The organism is Methylobacterium sp. J-076 (genome assembly GCF_022829405.1).
Taxonomy (GTDB): domain Bacteria; phylum Pseudomonadota; class Alphaproteobacteria; order Rhizobiales; family Beijerinckiaceae; genus Methylobacterium.
This window is the reverse complement of the sequence record NZ_JAKSXW010000149.1, coordinates 150,345-166,367: the sequence shown is the minus strand read 5'-3', so window position 1 is coordinate 166,367 and position 16,023 is coordinate 150,345. Positions and strand designations below refer to the sequence as shown.

The following is a 16,023-nucleotide window of genomic DNA, read 5'->3' as shown; positions in this document are numbered from 1 at the left end:
GACAACACATGCTTCAGCTAGCCAGCATCGCCGCCAGCGCCGCCATTGGGGTCGGGAAGGCCATCGCCGGGAGCGTCGCCGAATCGACGACCGCGAACACCGCCGGGGCCAACACCTCGAAGTTGAAGAAGACCGCGACCGACTTCGAGAAGATGTTCCTTGAGAACAGCCTCGACCGGATGACGCAATCGGAAGGAACGGATGGCCCCCTGGGCGAAAACGGGACGGGTGGCGGCGTCTACCGGTCGATGCTCACAAAGGAATACGCAAACAAGATCGTGCAGAGTGGCGGCGTCGGGATCGCCGATTCGGTGTTCCGCGAGATGATGAAGATGCAAGGGGCCACGAATGCCGGTGCCTGAACAACTCCGGGTGGTCGACCGGGCCGGCGCCGAGGCGCTGGTCGCCGGCGTCCTCGGCAACATGAATGCCCTGAGGGCGGTTCTGGACGAGGAGGCGGACCATATCCGCGCCGGGCGCCTGAAGGCCGGCGTGGTCGCCGCCGAGCCGAAGGCCGCCCTAGCCGCCGCCTACATGAGGGGCCTCGAATCGGCCAAGGCCAACGCCGTCGCGCTGGTCCGCCTGCATCCGCAGGGCGTCGAGTCCCTCAGCACCGCCCACCGCGCCTTCACCGCCGCCGTCGAGGCGAACCAGGCGGTGCTGGCGGCGGCGAGGACCGTCTGCGAAGGGCTGATCCGCTCCCTCGCCGACGACATCGCCAAGTCGAAGGTGCCCGCGGGCTACGGTGCGGCGCGCTCGGCCCCGTCGCCCTACGGCCGCGGCGCCCGCAGCGGCCCGCTGGTGATGTCCCGCTCGCTGTGAGCGTGGTCGGCCGCCCTCAGCGGCGGCCGTTCCCGACGCGGACATAGGTGCGGACCTCGCCGAACTCGGTGTCCGCCCGGTTGTCGATGGCGATGCGCCCGGCCACGACCGGCGCCGCCGCGGCACCGCCCGACCCTGCCCGGGCGTCCACCCCCGCCGCCACGCGGCCCGACAGGCGCGTGCAGTTGCGGGCGCCCGGCATCCGCACGAAGCCCGGCCGGCCCGGACAGGCCTCGAAGGACGGGGCGATCTTGGCGAGGTCGAGGTCGAGGGCCGGGGCGGCTGCGGACCCGGCGAGCGAGGCCGCGAGGACGAGGGCGGACCGGCGCATCACGCCGCCCGCCGGACCAGGTCCCGGTGCAGGGCGTCGATATAGGCCTCCACCCCGGTGATGAACCCATCGAGGGCGGGCTCGCGGCGGCGCAGCCGGGCGAGGTCGCGCAGCAGCGCATCGAGGGCGAGGGACCTCTCGGTGTGGTGCGAGAAACCGGCCATATGCGCATCGACGATCCGCTCGGCGCGGGTGCCGGCCGCATCTTCGCCGCCCGCGCCCAAGCGGCCGATCTCATCGATGGACTGGCGATACGGCATGCTGACACCCCATGAGTTGCCTTCGCTCGGAGCGTCCCGCCGAAGAGGAGGCCGGTTCGGCACGACGTCGCTACGCGGTCGAGCGGCCAAGGGCCGAAAACGCCCTGCAAAAACGGCGACACTATGAAGGCGGCCCCCTCCCCCCGCCAGAAGGACAACCAGACGTTAAGCCGCCGGGATCGGGACGGGCGGGCCGACGCTACGAAATGTAATTGACGAGGGACAACTTCGAGAGCGAGGCCGTGATCTGGTAACTGGCCTGGAGGCGGTTCTGCAGGTCGAGGAGCCGCGTGGCGACTTCTTCTGTGGAGGCCTGCTCGATGCCATCGACCGTGTCTTGCAGGGTGCTCTTCTGGGCCGTGTTCGTGCTCGCGGCATTGGTCATGCGGGCCGAGGCCAGGCTGAAATCCGTGGCGATGTCCTGCACGCTCGGGCTGGTGTTGCTGGCGCCCAGGAGCGGCGTCGCCTGGGCGACGACCGCGGCGTAGGCGTCGCTGTTCGTCCCCGTCGTCCCCCCGGCGGGCATGCCGAGGGCGACCGTGGCGAGGCCCGCGAGCACCTTCTGGATCGGTGCCTCGTTCGCCCGGGCGCCGAGCTGAACCGTGGCGCTCGACCCGACCTGATACGTCTGCGACGCCCGCGCGGATGTCCCGTCGTCCTTCTGGCCGTTGTACCAGACCACCGACTGCTTCACGGCCGTGGTGGACGCCGCCGTGTGGACGTAGGACGGGGTCCCCGACGCGTCGTAATACACCCGCTCCGGCGTGGTCCCGGCGTCGGAGGAGGCCGCGAAGAAGTCAGCGCTGGTGCGTGCGGTGGCATTCGCGCTGAGCGTCGTGGAGGCGGCGTTCTGCAGGGCGTTGCCGAGGGACTTCGAGAGGTTGGCCACCGTGTCGGTCAGGGAGCCGCCGATGGCGAAGGTGGTGGTGGAGGTGGCGTCGGCGGAGGCGGCGGCCTTGAGCGTGACCGAGGTGGCGCTGCCGTCGGGGAGTTTGAGCTGAACCGTCACCGTATCGCCGACGCTGGGCTGCGCCGTCCCGGTGATCGTCGTCGTCACCGGGGTGCCGCCCTGGGCGCCCGTGAAGGCTGCGGTGTTGCTCGACGTGACGCCGGCGATCGAGAAGCCGAACGCCCCGTTCGGCTTGGCGGCGCGGGCCGCCGCCCCCTCCGTCAGCGAAACCGTGTTGCCCGCGACGGACTGCGTGAGCCGGCCGTTGCCCTGCGGGCCGACATCCGCGGTCACCTGCTCCGACGTCAGCGTGGACAGCCCGTCGAGCGCGACGCCGTTCGCGTTCGTCCCCCCGTACAGGATCGTCTCGGCATCGAGGACCGGCGGCGTCGCACCCTTCGTGCCCCCGAACAGGTAGACGCTGCCATCCGACTGGTTGAGGGCGTCCAGTACGGCATTGAAGTTGTTGAGCGCCGTCGACTTGGCGGCCTGCGTGTCGGTGGAGGTGCTCTGCAGCCCGTTCTGCAACGTCGCGTTCGTCTGGGTGGCGACGGTCACGATCTGCGACAGGCTCGTGGTGCCGAGCTTGGCCCTAGTCTGCGCCGTATCGATGACGGCGCTGTACCCGTTGAGGGCGCTGATTGACGCCTGGGCCGACAGGGCGGCGGTCCGCCCGTTGCCGAGGCCACCGTAGCTCTGCGCCGTGAGGCCGCTGCTCAACTGCGTCGTCAGGTCGGTGAGCTGCGACTTCAGCGAGACCAGCTGGCTGGTGCCGCGGCTCGATGCGTAGCTGCCGGCCGCGAAGGGGGCGATGGTGGTCATCAGATCTGCAGCAGCTGATTGAGCATGTCGCGGGCCGCGGTCAGCACGCGGGCATTCGCGCCGTAGGCGGTCTGGAGGGCGATGAGGTTCGACATCTCCTCATCGATGTTCACGCCGGCGGTGGCCGAGAAGCGGCCCTGGGCCGTGGAGAGCGCCACCTGCTGGGTGTTGTCGAGGGTCGTCGCGGCGCTCGCCGCCGCCCCCTGGGCCGAGATGACGTCCTGCGCGAATTGCGACACCGTGGCGTGGTAGGGCGCGGAGACGCCGCCGATGCCGCTCGCGGAGGAAAAGGTCTGCTGGGCCGTGGTCAGTGCGTCGAAGATCTTCTGGGCACGGGTGCCGGAGACCGTCGTGTCGGTCGGCCCGGCGGAGGTCAGGGACGACGAGTTGCTGGTGAGCGCGCCGTTCACCGCGATCCGCTGGGCGAAGCCGGAGAGTTGCGCGCCCTTGTCCACGCTTCCGGTGAAGAGCGTCGTCGTTCCGTCCGTGAACAGGGGCGTCTGTTCCGGATAGCCCGAGGTGAAGTCGTTCGCGGATGTCGGCACGGTGATGCTGGCGCTGGCGCCGCCCACGGCCGTGCTGGCGTTGCCGCTGACCGTCAGGGTCGATCCGCTGCCGTCTGCGGTCAGCAAGGGGACGTTCTTGTAGCCTGCCTTGGCGGCGGCGGCGGACATCGCGCTCAGGGCGGCGTTGACCGCGTCCTTGTACGGCGCACCCTGGCGGATGTCGAAGGTCTGCGCGAAGCCGGTCGCGTCGGCCGTCAGCGACGGGTCGATGGTGGCCGTCGGCGAGGTCGAGGCGACGAGCGTCACGTTGCGGACGCTGCCGTCGTTGAAGGTGACGGGAATCGTCACCGCATTGCCGGCCTTGATGCCGCTCAGGTCGATCGAGGCCGTGTTGCCGCTCACCGTGCCGGTGACGCTCTTGTTGGTGAGCGAGGTGGCGAGGCCGGCGGCGAGGTCGTCGAGCTGGCGCTGCGCCTGCGGCAGGGTCGTGTCCCGGAGCTCGAATTCGGCGGCGAGGCTGCCCGAGCGCAGGGTGCCCGGGGCGCCGAGGTCGATCTTCGCCCCGCCGGGCGTCGTGGCGGTGATGGTGCCCACCGTGCGCTGGCTCGCATCGGGCGAGTAGCGCGACGTGGCGTTGAGCGAGCCCCGCCCGTCAAAGCTGAGGGTCGCCGCGTTGCCGCGGTCCACGAGGGTCACGCCCGAGCCGGTGAGGACGGACACGGTGCCGTCGCGCTGGTCGGTGGTGGTGATGTCCATGTAGCTCGACAGGCTGTTGATCGCCTGGTCGCGCTGGTCCTGCAGGTCGGCCCGCGAGGACGCGTCGGTGGTGTTCTGGACCTTCAGGTTGAGGGCGGCGATGTTCTTGAGGAGCGTGCTGGCCGAGGCGGTGTCGGTGCCGAGCTGCGCCTCGATGCCAGTGCGCAGGTCCTGCACGTTGGTGGCGGCGCTGTTGATCTGGCTCGCCAGGGTGGAGGCGTTGCTGAGCACCGTGTTCCGGGCGGCGGCCGAGGTCGGGCTCGCCGTCAATTCCTGGAGGGATTGCGTGAACGCGTTGAACGTCCCGTCGAGGGCGGTCGCGGTGCCGGGCGTCCCGTAAAGCTTGTCGAGCTGGGTGGTGATGCCGGAGCGGGTGGAGGTGTAGGCGGCCCCGGCGGTCTCCGCCCGGAGCTGCTTGAGCGCGGCGGCATCGAAGCTGCGCGTGACGACGCCGGTGGAGACGCCGGTATTGCCCGGCGCGCTCGCGACCGTGTCGATGGTCCGGCGCACATAGCCCGCCGTGCCCGAATTCGCGACGTTCTGCGAGACGACGCTGATCGCCGCCTGGGTCGCTTTCAGTCCCGCCGTCGCGGTCCACAGCGCGTCGAGGCTCACGGCCGGGTCCCTTTCCTACGGGAGCGATGGTGGTGCGGCTTGCCGGTCACCGGATCACGTTCAGCAGGTCGCTCATCATCGTCTGCGCGGTCGACATGACCCGCGTGTTTGCAGAGTAGGCCTGCTGGGTTACGATCATCTTCGAAAATTCCGAAGCAATGTCTGTATTCGACTGTTCGGTGCTCTCGCCGACGATGGTGCTGCCGGCGAGGCCGGCGAGGGGCGAGCCGGAATCCGCCGTCTGGAAGTAGTGTCCGGCGGTATCGGGCTTGAGGCCGTCCGGGTTGGTGAAGCGGGCGAAGCCCACCGAGGCGAGGCCCACCACCGACCCGTTCGAGTAGGTGCCGTTGATCTTGCCGTCGGCCGTCACCGCCACGCTGGAGAGCGTGCCGGAGGTGTAGCCGTCCTGGGTGAGGGTGTTGGTCGTCGCGGAGCCGGTGGCGTCGGCGTACTGGGTCAGGCCGGTCTTGCCGAAGTTGACGGCGATGGGCCCGAGATTCGTGCCGCTGACCGTCAGGTTGGGGATGGTGATCGTACCCCCGGTGGGGTTGGTGAGCTGCCCCGCCGAATCGAAGGTGAACATCGAGCCCGCATTGGTCCATTTGCTGGCGGAGGCCGAGGCGGTCGTGTCCGACTGGTAGTAGAGGTTCCAGACCGAGTTGGTCACCGCGGGCGTGGCCGTCGTGTCGATGTCCTGCAGCTTGGCCCAGCGGGTGGTGACGGTGACGGGGGCGCCGGAGGCGGTGTAGGCCGTCACCGCCGGGCCGGCGATGCTGTTGTTGACGAGGTTGGCCGCGTCGTCGGACGAGACCTGCGTCAGGGTCCCCGTGGACGTCGGCAGGATGGCCGAATTCGCGTCTTTCGGCGTGTAGAGGTCCGAGCCCGTGGTGGCGGAGTTCGCCGTGACCGGCGAGGCGGGCAGGTTGGCGGTGTAGGAGATCGTCGAGGACGCCTTGGCCGGCAGCGTCGAGTTGGCGATCTTGATGAGGCCGGTGCTGGTGGGCTGTCCGGTCGCCGGGTCCATGTTCTGGCCCTGAAGGTAGTCGCCCGCGCCGTTGACGAGGTAGCCGTCCTTGTCGGGGCTGAAGTCGCCCCGGCGGGTATACGTGGTCTGGCTTCCGAAGGAGGCTTGGCCGTTGGCGTCACCGGTCTTCTGCACCACGGTGAAGAAGCCCTGCCCGTTGATGGCCATGTTGGTCGCCACCTGCGAGGCGACCACGTTGCCCTGGATGGTGTTGGTGAGCTGCGCCTGGGCCAGCACCGTGCCCGCGACCTCGCGCTTGGAGGTCTGCTCGGCCATCAGGTCGATGAAGCTCGTGTCGACGCGCTTATAGCCCGTCGTCTGCGAGTTCGCGATGTTCCCGGAAATGTTACTGATCGCATAGGACTGCGCCTGCAATCCCGAGACCGAGGTCTGCAACGCCGAAAAGATATCCATGGCAAATCGACCCCGGCACGCTGGCCCACGCAACGGTTGGTCGCCGCAACGCCCGTGCCAAACCTAAGACATTGTCATTTCATGCTTTTTACTGCGATCCCCCGCCCCCGCCCGGCAGAGGGCGCCGGGCAGGACCGGCCCGCCCGGCAAAAATTGCTCGGTGGCCGTTCACTCTATTCTCCGACGGGCGATCTGTTGTCGCCGGCTGTTTACGGCCCGTTATTTCACCGCCGCGATAATCGACGGGTAGGCCAACGGCAGGTCGTTGCGCGGCCGGTCGGGGATCTGGACACCAGGACATGCGGGCCAAGCGGACGAGCCTCGTCCACATCATCTACTTTTCACGGCTCACCCTGTCGTCCGATCCGGCCAAGCGCTCGGCGCAGATCGACGACATCACGCGGGTCGCGCAGAAGAAGAACGAGTTCGCGGTGATCACGAGCCTGCTGATCATCGAGGGCGCCTTCGTCGCCCAGGTGATCGAGGGGGAGCGCACGTCGGTGCACGAGACCTTCGACCGGATCAACGCCGACCAGCGCCACAGGGACGTGCAGATCTGCGAGTGGCGCGAGATCGCCAAGCGGGAATTCGTCCACTCGTTCAAGTGCGCCCAGCGCGCGGCGGCGAACGACACCCTGTTCGCCAAGGCCAACCTGCTTCCCATGTTCCAGCGTGGGACGCCCAAACCCGCCGCAATCCTGAGCCTGGCGATGGCGCTCCAGGCCGACGCGATGTCCCGCCAGGGCATCGATCATCTCTTCGTCTGAGGTTCCATGAGCGAGCCGACCGAACACCCGCCGATCCTCGTCGTGGACGACCAGGAGAAGCTGCTGCGCCTCGTGGTGATGCTGCTGTCGCGCATCGGCTTCCCCGATGTCGAGGGCGTGACGAGCGGCCCCGAGGCCTTGGAAAAGCTGCGCCTGCGCCGCTACGCCCTGGTGATCTCGGACCTCGATATGGAGCCGATGGACGGCCTGACGCTGCTGCGCGAGATCCGCAGCGACGACGCCCTGATGAACACCCCCTTCATCCTGACCGAGTCGTCCTTCGAGTTCGAGGACATCAACCTCGCCCACCAGGCCGGGGCGGACGCGTTCATCCTGAAGCCGTTCGACATCGCCGTGCTGAAGACCAAGCTCAAGCACGTCATCAACCGCAAGCCGCGCAAGCGCGAGGCGCCGATCGCGGCGCAGTCGAGCCTGTCGCAGGACTTCCCGATGCTCGGCAAGTACTAGGCGGCGGTCGGGCGACTGCCGCGCCACGCAGGCTCCGCCGCCCTGGCGCCGCGGGGCCGAGGCGATCCGGAGCGCTCCCCTTCCGGGCGGGACGGTGCCGGGCAACTCGCTCTTCTCACGATGGCGCCGAAACCCGCCGACGCCATCGGGGGGAGGCAGGCGTGCCCCCTACCCCGCCTGCTTCTGGTAGTCCTTCACATCGGTGAAGCGGACCGCCGAGTAACGCTCCTCCTCGTAGCGCAGGGAGAAGGCGGTGGTGGCCATGAAGACGGGGGCGCCGTCGAGGTCGCTCGCCATCGCCGAGCCGTGGCTGTCGATGAACTTGTCGAGGTCCACGGTGGAATCCGCCGTCACCCAGCGGCAGACGGTGAAGCGCGAGATCTCGTAGTCGATCGGCAGGCCGTATTCCGCCTGGAGCCGTTCCTTGAGCACGTCGAGCTGCAGGGCGCCGACCACGCCGACGATGGCTTGGCTGCCGTCGTTGGGCACGAAGACCTGCACCACGCCCTCCTCGCCCATCTGCTGGAGCGCCTCCTTCAGCTTCTTCGCCTTCATGGCGTCGGTGAGCTTGATCCGGCGCAGGATTTCCGGCGCGAAGCTCGGCACGCCGCGGAAGACGATCTCCTCGCCCTCGGTGAGGGTATCGCCGATGCGCAGCGTCCCGTGGTTCGGGATGCCGACCACATCGCCGGCAAAGGCCTCGTCGGCGATGGCCCGGTCCTGCGCGAAGAAGAACTGCGGCGCCGAGAGCGAGATCGGCTTGCCCGTCCGCACCAGACGGGCCTTCATCCCCCGGTTGAGCCGGCCCGAGCAGACGCGCATGAAGGCGATGCGGTCCCGGTGGTTCGGGTCCATGTTCGCTTGGATCTTGAAGACGAAGCCGGTCATGCGCGCTTCGGTGGGCTCCACCCGGCGCTTGTCGGCATCCTGGCCGCGGGGGGCCGGGGCGACCTTGGCGAGGCCGTCGATCAGGTCGCGCACGCCGAAATTGCGAAGCGCCGAGCCGAAGAAGACCGGGGTCAGGTGGCCCTCCCGGAAGGCGTCGAGGTCGAATTCCTTCAGGCCGCCCTGGGCGAGCTCCACCTCCTCGCGCCACGCATCCGCCGCACCGTTCTCGGTGAGCAGCGCGTCGAACAGCGGATCCTCCGGCCCCGAGACCGGGACGGTGCCGGCATCGTCGGCGGCGTCGAGGCGGCGCACCCGGTTCATGCCGAGCTCGTACGTGCCGGAGAAGTTGCGGCCGGAGCCGATGGGCCACGTCACCGGGGCGGCATCGAGGGCGAGCGTCTTCTCGATCTCGTCCAGCAGATCGAACGGGTCGCGGGACTCCCGGTCGAGCTTGTTCACGAAGGTGACGATCGGGATGTCGCGCAGGCGGCACACCTCGAACAGCTTGCGGGTGCGCGCCTCGATGCCCTTGGCCGCGTCGATCACCATCACGGCCGAATCGACCGCCGTGAGCGTCCGGTACGTATCCTCCGAGAAGTCCTCGTGGCCCGGAGTGTCGAGCAGGTTGAAGACGCAGTCGCCGTACTCGAACGTCATCACCGAGGTGACGACCGAGATGCCGCGCTCCTTCTCGATGCCCATCCAGTCGGAGCGGGTGGAGACCCGGTTGCGCTTCGCCTTCACCTCGCCCGCGAGCTGGATCGCGCCGCCGAACAGCAGCAGCTTTTCGGTGAGCGTGGTCTTGCCGGCATCCGGGTGGGAGATGATGGCGAAGGTCCGCCGCCGGGCCACCGGATCGGCCGGGGGCGCGTCGGTACGTGTCTGCATCAACATGGAAAGGTCTTCGTCGCGCGGGTGCGGTTCGCTGCGGTGTACCCTGCCCGCCCTGAGCGGTCGAGGGAGCGGCCACGGAGGCGGGCCCCGGACCGCAAACAAGCGCAAACTTCGCGACACACCGCCGACATTCTCGGCTCGCATCGTCTCCCCGGCGCCCCACCGGGGCGAGGGGCGAGGGACGATGCAGCAACGCTCGACGGTCATGCCCGACGTGGGGTCCCACCCGCACGGTCCTGCCGTGCGGGGCGAGACCATCCGGGCTCGGGCGACCGGTCCGCACGCGGCTTTGCCGGAACCCTTCGCGGCGCGCGCGCGCCGGGCGATTTCACACGCGATGGGGGCGGTGGTGTCGGCGGCCGCGCGGGGGTGCCGCCGCGCGTTGCTCGCCGCAGCCGCCCTGCCGCTCGCCGCCTGCCCCCTCGCGGCGGCCCCCTCCCCGGCGACACCCTCGCCGGCGGAGGATGCGGCCTTCCTCGACGCCCTGACCTGGGGCGCCTCGCCCTCCTCCTTCGCCGAACTGCGCGCGAAGGGCAGGGAGGCGTGGCTGAGGGAGCAGTTGCATCCGCCGACCCCATCGCGCCTGCCGGCCGCGGTCCAGCCGGTGATCGACGGGCTGACGCCGAAGGACAGCCTGTACGAGCGTGCCCTCTACCTCGACGCGTTCAAGCGTGCGGCCGATTCCGAGCCGGATCCCGAGGCCCGCAAATCGGCGGAACACGCGTTCCAAGTGCTCCTGCAGGATGCCGGCAGGCAGGCCGCCTCGACGACGATCCTCCGGGCGCTCTACGCCCCCGATCAGCTTCGCGAGCGGCTGACGTGGTTCTGGTTCAACCGTTTCAACGTCCACCAGGGCAAGGCGACGATCCGCGCCGGGATCGGAGACTACGTCGATACGGCGATCCGCCCGCGGGCCCTCGGCCGCTTCCGCGACCTCCTGGAAGCGAGCCTGCGCCACCCGGCGATGCTGCGCTACCTCGACAACACGGACAACGCCGCCGGGCACATCAACGAGAACTACGCCCGGGAGGCCATGGAACTGCACACGATGGGCGTCGGCTCCGGCTACACCCAGGCCGACGTGGAGGCCCTGGCACGGATCCTGACCGGTGTGGGCGTCGCGCCGACCCGCGACGAGACCAAGGTGAGGCCCGAGCGGCGGGCCGACCTCCTGCGCGACGGCCTGTTCGTCTTCAACCCCAACCGACACGATTACGGCGCCAAGCTCTTCCTCGGGCACGAGATCCGCAGCCAGGGCTTCGCGGAGGTGGAGGAAGCCCTCGACCTCATCGCCCGCTCCCCCGCCACGGCCCGGAACGTCACCCGGGCGCTCGCCGCCTACTACCTGGGCCATCCACCGGACGAGGCCCTGGCGGCCCAACTCGCGCAGGTGTTCGCCCGCAGCGACGGGGACATCGCCGCGGTGATGGAGGCCCTGGTCCGCAGCCCCGCCTTCGCGGCCTCGCAGCCCGGCCAGTTCAAGGATCCGATGCGCTACGTCCTCTCGGCCCTGCGCATGGCCTATGACGGGCGGGTGATCCTCAATGCCGGCCCCGTGCTCGGATGGCTGAACCGCCTCGGTGAGGGCCTGTTCGGCCGCACCACCCCGGACGGCTACCCGACCGACGCCGCCGCATGGTCCGGGCCGGGGCAGCTCGCCGCCCGGTTCGAGGTGGCCCGGCAGATCGGCTCAGGCCCCGCGGGCCTGTTCAAGCCGGCCGAGGGAAGGCCGGACGAGCCGGCCTTCCCGCTCATCGCCAATGGGTTCTACTTCACCGTCCTGGAGGGCGGCCTCAGCCCCGCGACCCGCGCGGCCCTCGCCCAGGCGGTCTCCCCCCAGGATTGGAACACCCTCTTCCTCGCCTCGCCGGAATTCGCCCGATGAACCGCCGCGATCTCCTTGGGCTCGCCTCCGGGCTCGGCCTCTCCACCGTCGCGGGCCGGGTCTGGGCCGCGCCGAGGGCGGATGCGCGCCTGCTCGTGGTGTTCCTGCGCGGCGCCTACGACGCCGCCAACGTCGTCATCCCGACGGGAAGCGAGTTCTACTACCGCGTCCGCCCGAACCTCGCCGTCGCCCGTCCGGACGCCCTCGCCCTCGATGGAGATTGGGGGCTGCACCCCGCCCTGCGCGACACGATCCTGCCCCTCTTCGCCAAGGGGCAGGCCGCCTTCGTGCCCTTCGCGGGGACCGACGACCTCACCCGCAGTCATTTCGAGACGCAGGACACGATCGAGCTGGGCCAGACCCTCGGCGCCTCCCGCGACTACAATTCCGGCTTCATGGCCCGGCTGGCCGGGGAGCTGACGCGGGTGCGCCCCATCGCGTTCACCGAGCAGCTTCCGCTGATCTTCCGGGGGCACGAGGCGGTGCCGAACATCGCCATCAACGGCGTCGGCAAGCCCGGCATCGACGAGCGCCAAGCCAAGCTGATCGCCGGGATGTACCGGGACACGCCGCTGGCGGGCGCCGTGGCGGAAGGCTTCCGGGTGCGCGACGAGGTCTACCAGTCGATCTCCAGCCACGCCGATCAAGCCGACCGCGGCGCGGCCTCCCCCAGGGGTTTCGAGCTGTCGGCCCGGCGGATCGGACGCCTGATGCGCGAGAGCTTCAACCTCGGCTTCGTGGATGTCGGCGGCTGGGACACGCACGTGAACCAGGGCGGCGCCAGGGGCTACCTCGCCGACCGCCTCGGCGAGCTGGGCCGGGGCATCGCGGGCTTCGTGGAGGAGATCGGCCCCGGCTGGTCCGACACGGTGGTGGTGGTCCTGTCCGAGTTCGGCCGGACGTTTCGCGAGAACGGCTCCCGCGGGACCGACCACGGCCACGGCTCCGTCTACTGGGTGCTGGGCGGTGGGGTCCGCGGCGGCCGGATCGCCGGCCCGCAGGTCCGCGCCGACGAGGCGCACCTGTTCCAGAACCGGGACTGGCCGGTGCTGACCGACTACCGGTCCCTGCTCGCGGGGTTGCTCGGCCGTCTCTACGGCCTGGACCAGAACGCCCTCCGGCGGATCTTCCCGGGCAACGACCCGGCAAACCTCGCGCTGATCTGAGGGGAAGCGCCCGCGGCCACGTCCCGGCTTTTCCCAGCCCTCACCCCGCGCTCCCCCCACCCGCGCCGTCGTTGCGTCGCGGCGCTCGCCATGGCGGCGGTGCGGAAGGACAGCAGCGCGACCCGTCAGGCCGCCTCCGCCACCGCCAGCAAGCGGAGGTCGGCGATCAACGCATCGACCCGCTGCGGCTCGGCATCCCAGCCGAACATGAAGCGGGCTCCCCCGCCGATGAACGTGTAGAACCGCCAGCCCCGCAGCCTCAGGCCCTCCGCCATGGCCGGCGGCAGGCTGAGGAACACCGCGTTGGCCTCGACGGGGAACAGCGCGCGCACGCCCGCCATCCCGGCCACCGCCGCGGCGAAGCGCGTGGCGCAGGCGTTGCCGTGGGCGCCGTTGCGCAGCCACGCGCCACTCTCCAGCATCCCGACCCAGGGGGCCGCCAGGAACCGCATCTTCGAGGCGAGCTGGCCCGCCTGCTTGCAGCGGTAGCCGAAATCCTCCGCCAGCTTGGCATCGAAGAACACCACCGCCTCGCCGGCATGCATCCCGTTCTTCGTGCCGCCGAAGCACAGCACGTCGACGCCCGCCCGCCACGTCATGTCGGCGGGGCTGCAGCCCAGGCCGGCGCAGGCATTGGCGAAGCGCGACCCGTCCATGTGCAGGGCGAGACCGAGCTGGCGGCACTCGTCCGACAGGGCGCGGATCTCGGCCAGGGTGTAGACCTGCCCGGTCTCGGTCGGCTGGGTGATCGTCACCACCCGCGGCCGGGGGAAGTGGATGTCGTTGCGGTTCGTCGCCAGGGCGCGGATCGCCGGCGGCGTCAGCTTGCCGCCCTCGGTCCGGACGGTCAGCAGCTTCGAGCCGTTGGAGAAGAATTCCGGGGCACCGCACTCGTCGGTCTCGACATGGGCCGAGTCGGCGCAGATCACGCTGTGGTAGGATTGGCACAGGGCGGCGAGGGCGAGCGCGTTGGCCGCCGTCCCGTTGAAGGCGAAGAACACGTCGCAGGACGTCTCGAATAAGTCGCGGAACGCGTCGGCGGCCCGGGCGGTCCAGGCATCCTCGCCATAGGCCGGGGCGTGGCCGGAATTCGCCGCCGCCATCGCAGCCCACGCCTCGGGGCAGATGCCGGAATAGTTGTCGCTGGCGAATTGCTGGGCGTCGTCGTGCGTCATGGCCGGATCATAGCACCCCCCGGCCGGGTGGGACCAAACCCGATGACGCAGACGGGCCCCACGCGGGGGCGCAGATCGCGCCCGCGTCGTGAGACCCGCGTATTGGAACTCGGCAGCGCTTGGTGTAGAAGGCCCGCCAAGGCGCGTTCCCCGTGCCGATTCGTAGACCGATCTTGGGCGTCCCTCCCGGGCCTGATCCGGGCGAGGGACTTTGTCGGTTTACGTATCGGCGACTGGCCGCGCGTTCCAACGACACAGGCCATCAAGGATCTCTTCCGTTGCAGGTACTCGTTCGCGACAACAACGTCGATCAGGCGCTCCGCGTCCTCAAGAAGAAGATGCAGCGCGAAGGCATCTTCCGCGAGATGAAGCAGCGCAAGGCCTATGAGAAGCCGTCGGTGCGCCGCGCCCGCGAGAAGGCCGAGGCCGTCCGCCGCGCCCGCAAGCAGGCCCGCAAGACCGCGATCCGCGAGGGGCTGATCGCCGCCCCGAAGCCCAAGCCCCGGGTTGCCGGCGCCGGCCGTCGTCCCGGCCTGCCCACCGCCGCCCAGGCGCAGACCAACCAGGGCCAGTTCTCGGCCGCCAACGCCGGCCCGGCCACCGCGGCCTGATCCGGCGTCCCCGCCCTGGCGGCGGGGGTCCCGAACGGACACACGAAAAGGCCCGGACCGTTCACACGGTCCGGGCCTTTTCCGTTCGGACTTGGGAGAGAGGGCGGTGTCAGGCCGCCTTCATCGTGTCCAGGGTGGCGCGCTCGGCCTGGACGAGGACGTCCAGCGCCCGCCACGGCTTCTGCATGAACACCGCCCGGTCGGGCAGCGAGACGTCGCGGGCGCCGCCGGAGGTGACGATCACCCGCACGTCGGGCCAGCGGCGACCGACGGCCTGGGCGAGGGAGACTCCGTCCATCGCCCCCGGCAGGCGGATGTCGGCGAACAGCAGGGCGACGGTGACGTCGTCCCGCTCGAGGACGGACAGGGCATCCTCCGCGCTTTCGCAGGCGATCACGCCGAGGTCGGTCTCCTCCAGCACGGCCGTCGCGAGGTGGCGGACCGCGGCGTCGTCTTCGACGACGAGGGCGATCGGGGCGTGACTGTCCGTGCGTGCGCAGTCCATGCGAAACTCCTGTCTGTGGGCAATGCCTCTCGAAGGGTTCCGCGCCGTGTCGCGCGGCTGATTCCCTGATTCGGCCATGCTGGCCCGGTACGGAGCCGCCTACAAGAGTCGCCCGCCGGCACGGTATGCCTGCCCTGTAGTCACGCCGCTGCGTGGAAAGGCGGGCCGCCTCAAATATGCGCATGGCAGCGCGGGTTAAGAAACTGTTCACCAACCGGGCGCGACGGTTACACTCAAGTGACGTGGCCTGGACCCGCGGTCGGGGCTACGCCAGGGCGGATGTCCCGCCGCGCCGAGTATAGGGGTCCTTGTCCGACATGTGCCGCTTTCTCGCCTACAGCGGAGAGCCGGTCTTCCTCTCCGATCTGGTCTGCGCGCCGACGCATTCGCTGGTGCATCAGTCCCTGCATGCGGACGAGGGAAAGACCGAGACCAACGGGGACGGGTTCGGCATCGGCTGGTATGGCGAGCGCGCGGAGCCGGGCATCTACCGGGACATCTCCCCCGCCTGGTCCGACGAGAACCTCGTCAACCTCTGCGGGCAGGTGCGGGCGCGGACCTTCTTCGCCCATGTCCGGGCCGCAACCGGAACGGCCACGGCGCGGGCGAACTGCCATCCCTTCGCCCATGGCCGGCACCTGTTCATGCACAACGGGCAGATCGGCGGGTATTGCCGGATCAAGCGGCGCCTGGAGGCGCTGATCCCGGACGAGCTCTACGACAGCCGCCGCGGCAGCACGGATTCCGAGGCGATCTTCCTGCTCGCCCTGGCCAACGGGCTCGCGGACGATCCGGTCGGCGCCATGGCGCGGACCATCGAGACGATCCGCGGCCTGATGCAGGCGGCCTCGGTCGCCGAGCCCCTGCGCTTCACCGCCGTGCTGACGGATGGCGAGACCCTGACCGCCTATCGCTGGGCCTGCGACAGCCGCCCGCCGAGCCTCTACTACCGGGAAGGACCCGGCGGCCTCGTGGTCGTCTCGGAGCCCATCGACGGTTGCCGCGAGGGCTGGCAGGTCGTGCCGAAGGGCGCGACCCTCCAGGCCCGCCGGGGCGGCTCCGCCCTCATCACGCTGCACAAGGTCACGGCCCGGAAGGCGGCCTGAGCGCCGCCCCCGACGGGGGCGCTCCGGATCGCACCGTCATCCCGCGGCAACGCAGGGCG

At 69.9% G+C, this 16,023-nt stretch carries 16 protein-coding genes; 8 read left to right on the top strand and 8 right to left on the bottom strand.

The genetic code is table 11. The features are described from left to right. Window positions 1–8 precede the first annotated feature (8 nt). Window positions 9–362 carry a rod-binding protein gene (locus MKK53_RS22955; protein ID WP_243931837.1) on the top strand — a complete coding sequence of 118 codons (354 nt, stop codon included), beginning with the start codon at window positions 9–11 and terminating at the stop codon, window positions 360–362. Next, complete coding sequence (locus MKK53_RS22950) at window positions 349–822, top strand: hypothetical protein (protein WP_243931145.1); 474 nt, start codon at window positions 349–351, stop codon at window positions 820–822. The genes MKK53_RS22955 and MKK53_RS22950 overlap by 14 nt, the downstream gene beginning before the upstream one ends. Window positions 823–838: 16 nt before the next feature. Here MKK53_RS22950 and MKK53_RS22945 read toward each other — a convergent pair whose 3' ends face one another. The 5 genes from MKK53_RS22945 to MKK53_RS22925 all read right to left on the bottom strand — a co-directional run bounded on the left by MKK53_RS22945 (window position 839) and on the right by MKK53_RS22925 (window position 6,499). Further along, a complete protein-coding gene (locus MKK53_RS22945; protein ID WP_243931143.1) occupies window positions 839–1,153 on the bottom strand; it encodes a porin in 315 nt (104 codons plus the stop codon). Next, window positions 1,153–1,413, bottom strand: coding sequence for a hypothetical protein (locus MKK53_RS22940; protein ID WP_243931141.1), 261 nt, complete (start codon window positions 1,411–1,413; stop codon window positions 1,153–1,155). The genes MKK53_RS22945 and MKK53_RS22940 overlap by 1 nt, the downstream gene beginning before the upstream one ends. A 199-nt stretch (window positions 1,414–1,612) precedes the next feature. Continuing rightward, a complete protein-coding gene (locus tag MKK53_RS22935) occupies window positions 1,613–3,184 on the bottom strand; it encodes a flagellin (RefSeq protein ID WP_243931139.1) in 1,572 nt (523 codons plus the stop codon). Beyond that, on the bottom strand, window positions 3,184–5,061 hold the full coding sequence (flgK, locus tag MKK53_RS22930; RefSeq protein WP_243931137.1) for a flagellar hook-associated protein FlgK: 1,878 nt from the start codon (window positions 5,059–5,061) through the stop codon (window positions 3,184–3,186). The genes MKK53_RS22935 and flgK overlap by 1 nt, the downstream gene beginning before the upstream one ends. Window positions 5,062–5,107: 46 nt before the next feature. Further along, complete coding sequence (locus MKK53_RS22925) at window positions 5,108–6,499, bottom strand: flagellar hook protein FlgE (protein WP_243931135.1); 1,392 nt, start codon at window positions 6,497–6,499, stop codon at window positions 5,108–5,110. 299 nt (window positions 6,500–6,798) lie between these two features. Here MKK53_RS22925 and MKK53_RS22920 point away from each other — a divergent pair, with 299 nt between their 5' ends. Both MKK53_RS22920 and MKK53_RS22915 read left to right on the top strand, forming a co-directional pair. Beyond that, window positions 6,799–7,266, top strand: a complete 468-nt coding sequence (locus tag MKK53_RS22920) for a BLUF domain-containing protein (protein WP_243931133.1) — start codon at window positions 6,799–6,801, stop codon at window positions 7,264–7,266. 6 nt (window positions 7,267–7,272) lie between these two features. After that, a complete protein-coding gene (locus MKK53_RS22915; RefSeq protein WP_243931131.1) occupies window positions 7,273–7,734 on the top strand; it encodes a response regulator in 462 nt (153 codons plus the stop codon). Between the two features lie 168 nt (window positions 7,735–7,902). On the opposite strand, the gene MKK53_RS22910 is transcribed toward MKK53_RS22915, so the two are convergent. Further along, window positions 7,903–9,516 carry a peptide chain release factor 3 gene (locus MKK53_RS22910; RefSeq protein ID WP_243931129.1) on the bottom strand — a complete coding sequence of 538 codons (1,614 nt, stop codon included), beginning with the start codon at window positions 9,514–9,516 and terminating at the stop codon, window positions 7,903–7,905. Window positions 9,517–9,853: 337 nt separating this feature from the next. Between MKK53_RS22910 and MKK53_RS22905 the strand changes: the two genes are divergently transcribed. Together MKK53_RS22905 and MKK53_RS22900 are read left to right on the top strand one after the other, a co-directional pair. Further along, the gene (locus tag MKK53_RS22905; RefSeq protein WP_409564420.1) at window positions 9,854–11,401 is read left to right on the top strand and encodes a DUF1800 domain-containing protein; all 1,548 of its coding nucleotides are present in this window, start codon (window positions 9,854–9,856) and stop codon (window positions 11,399–11,401) included. After that, window positions 11,398–12,567, top strand: a complete 1,170-nt coding sequence (locus tag MKK53_RS22900; protein WP_243931125.1) for a DUF1501 domain-containing protein — start codon at window positions 11,398–11,400, stop codon at window positions 12,565–12,567. The genes MKK53_RS22905 and MKK53_RS22900 overlap by 4 nt, the downstream gene beginning before the upstream one ends. 125 nt (window positions 12,568–12,692) lie before the next feature. On the opposite strand, the gene MKK53_RS22895 is transcribed toward MKK53_RS22900, so the two are convergent. Then, window positions 12,693–13,742, bottom strand: a complete 1,050-nt coding sequence (locus MKK53_RS22895; RefSeq protein WP_243931123.1) for a threonine aldolase family protein — start codon at window positions 13,740–13,742, stop codon at window positions 12,693–12,695. A 278-nt stretch (window positions 13,743–14,020) separates the two neighbouring features. On the opposite strand from MKK53_RS22895, the gene rpsU reads away from it, so the two are divergent. Continuing rightward, complete coding sequence (gene rpsU, locus MKK53_RS22890) at window positions 14,021–14,353, top strand: 30S ribosomal protein S21 (RefSeq protein ID WP_243931121.1); 333 nt, start codon at window positions 14,021–14,023, stop codon at window positions 14,351–14,353. 109 nt (window positions 14,354–14,462) lie between these two features. Here the strand turns inward: rpsU and MKK53_RS22885 are convergent, their stop codons facing one another. Further along, complete coding sequence (locus MKK53_RS22885; protein WP_243931119.1) at window positions 14,463–14,858, bottom strand: response regulator; 396 nt, start codon at window positions 14,856–14,858, stop codon at window positions 14,463–14,465. Window positions 14,859–15,175: 317 nt separating this feature from the next. Between MKK53_RS22885 and MKK53_RS22880 the strand changes: the two genes are divergently transcribed. Beyond that, entirely contained in the window at window positions 15,176–15,964 is a 789-nt protein-coding gene (locus MKK53_RS22880) for a class II glutamine amidotransferase (protein WP_243931116.1), read from the top strand. Window positions 15,965–16,023 lie beyond the last annotated feature (59 nt).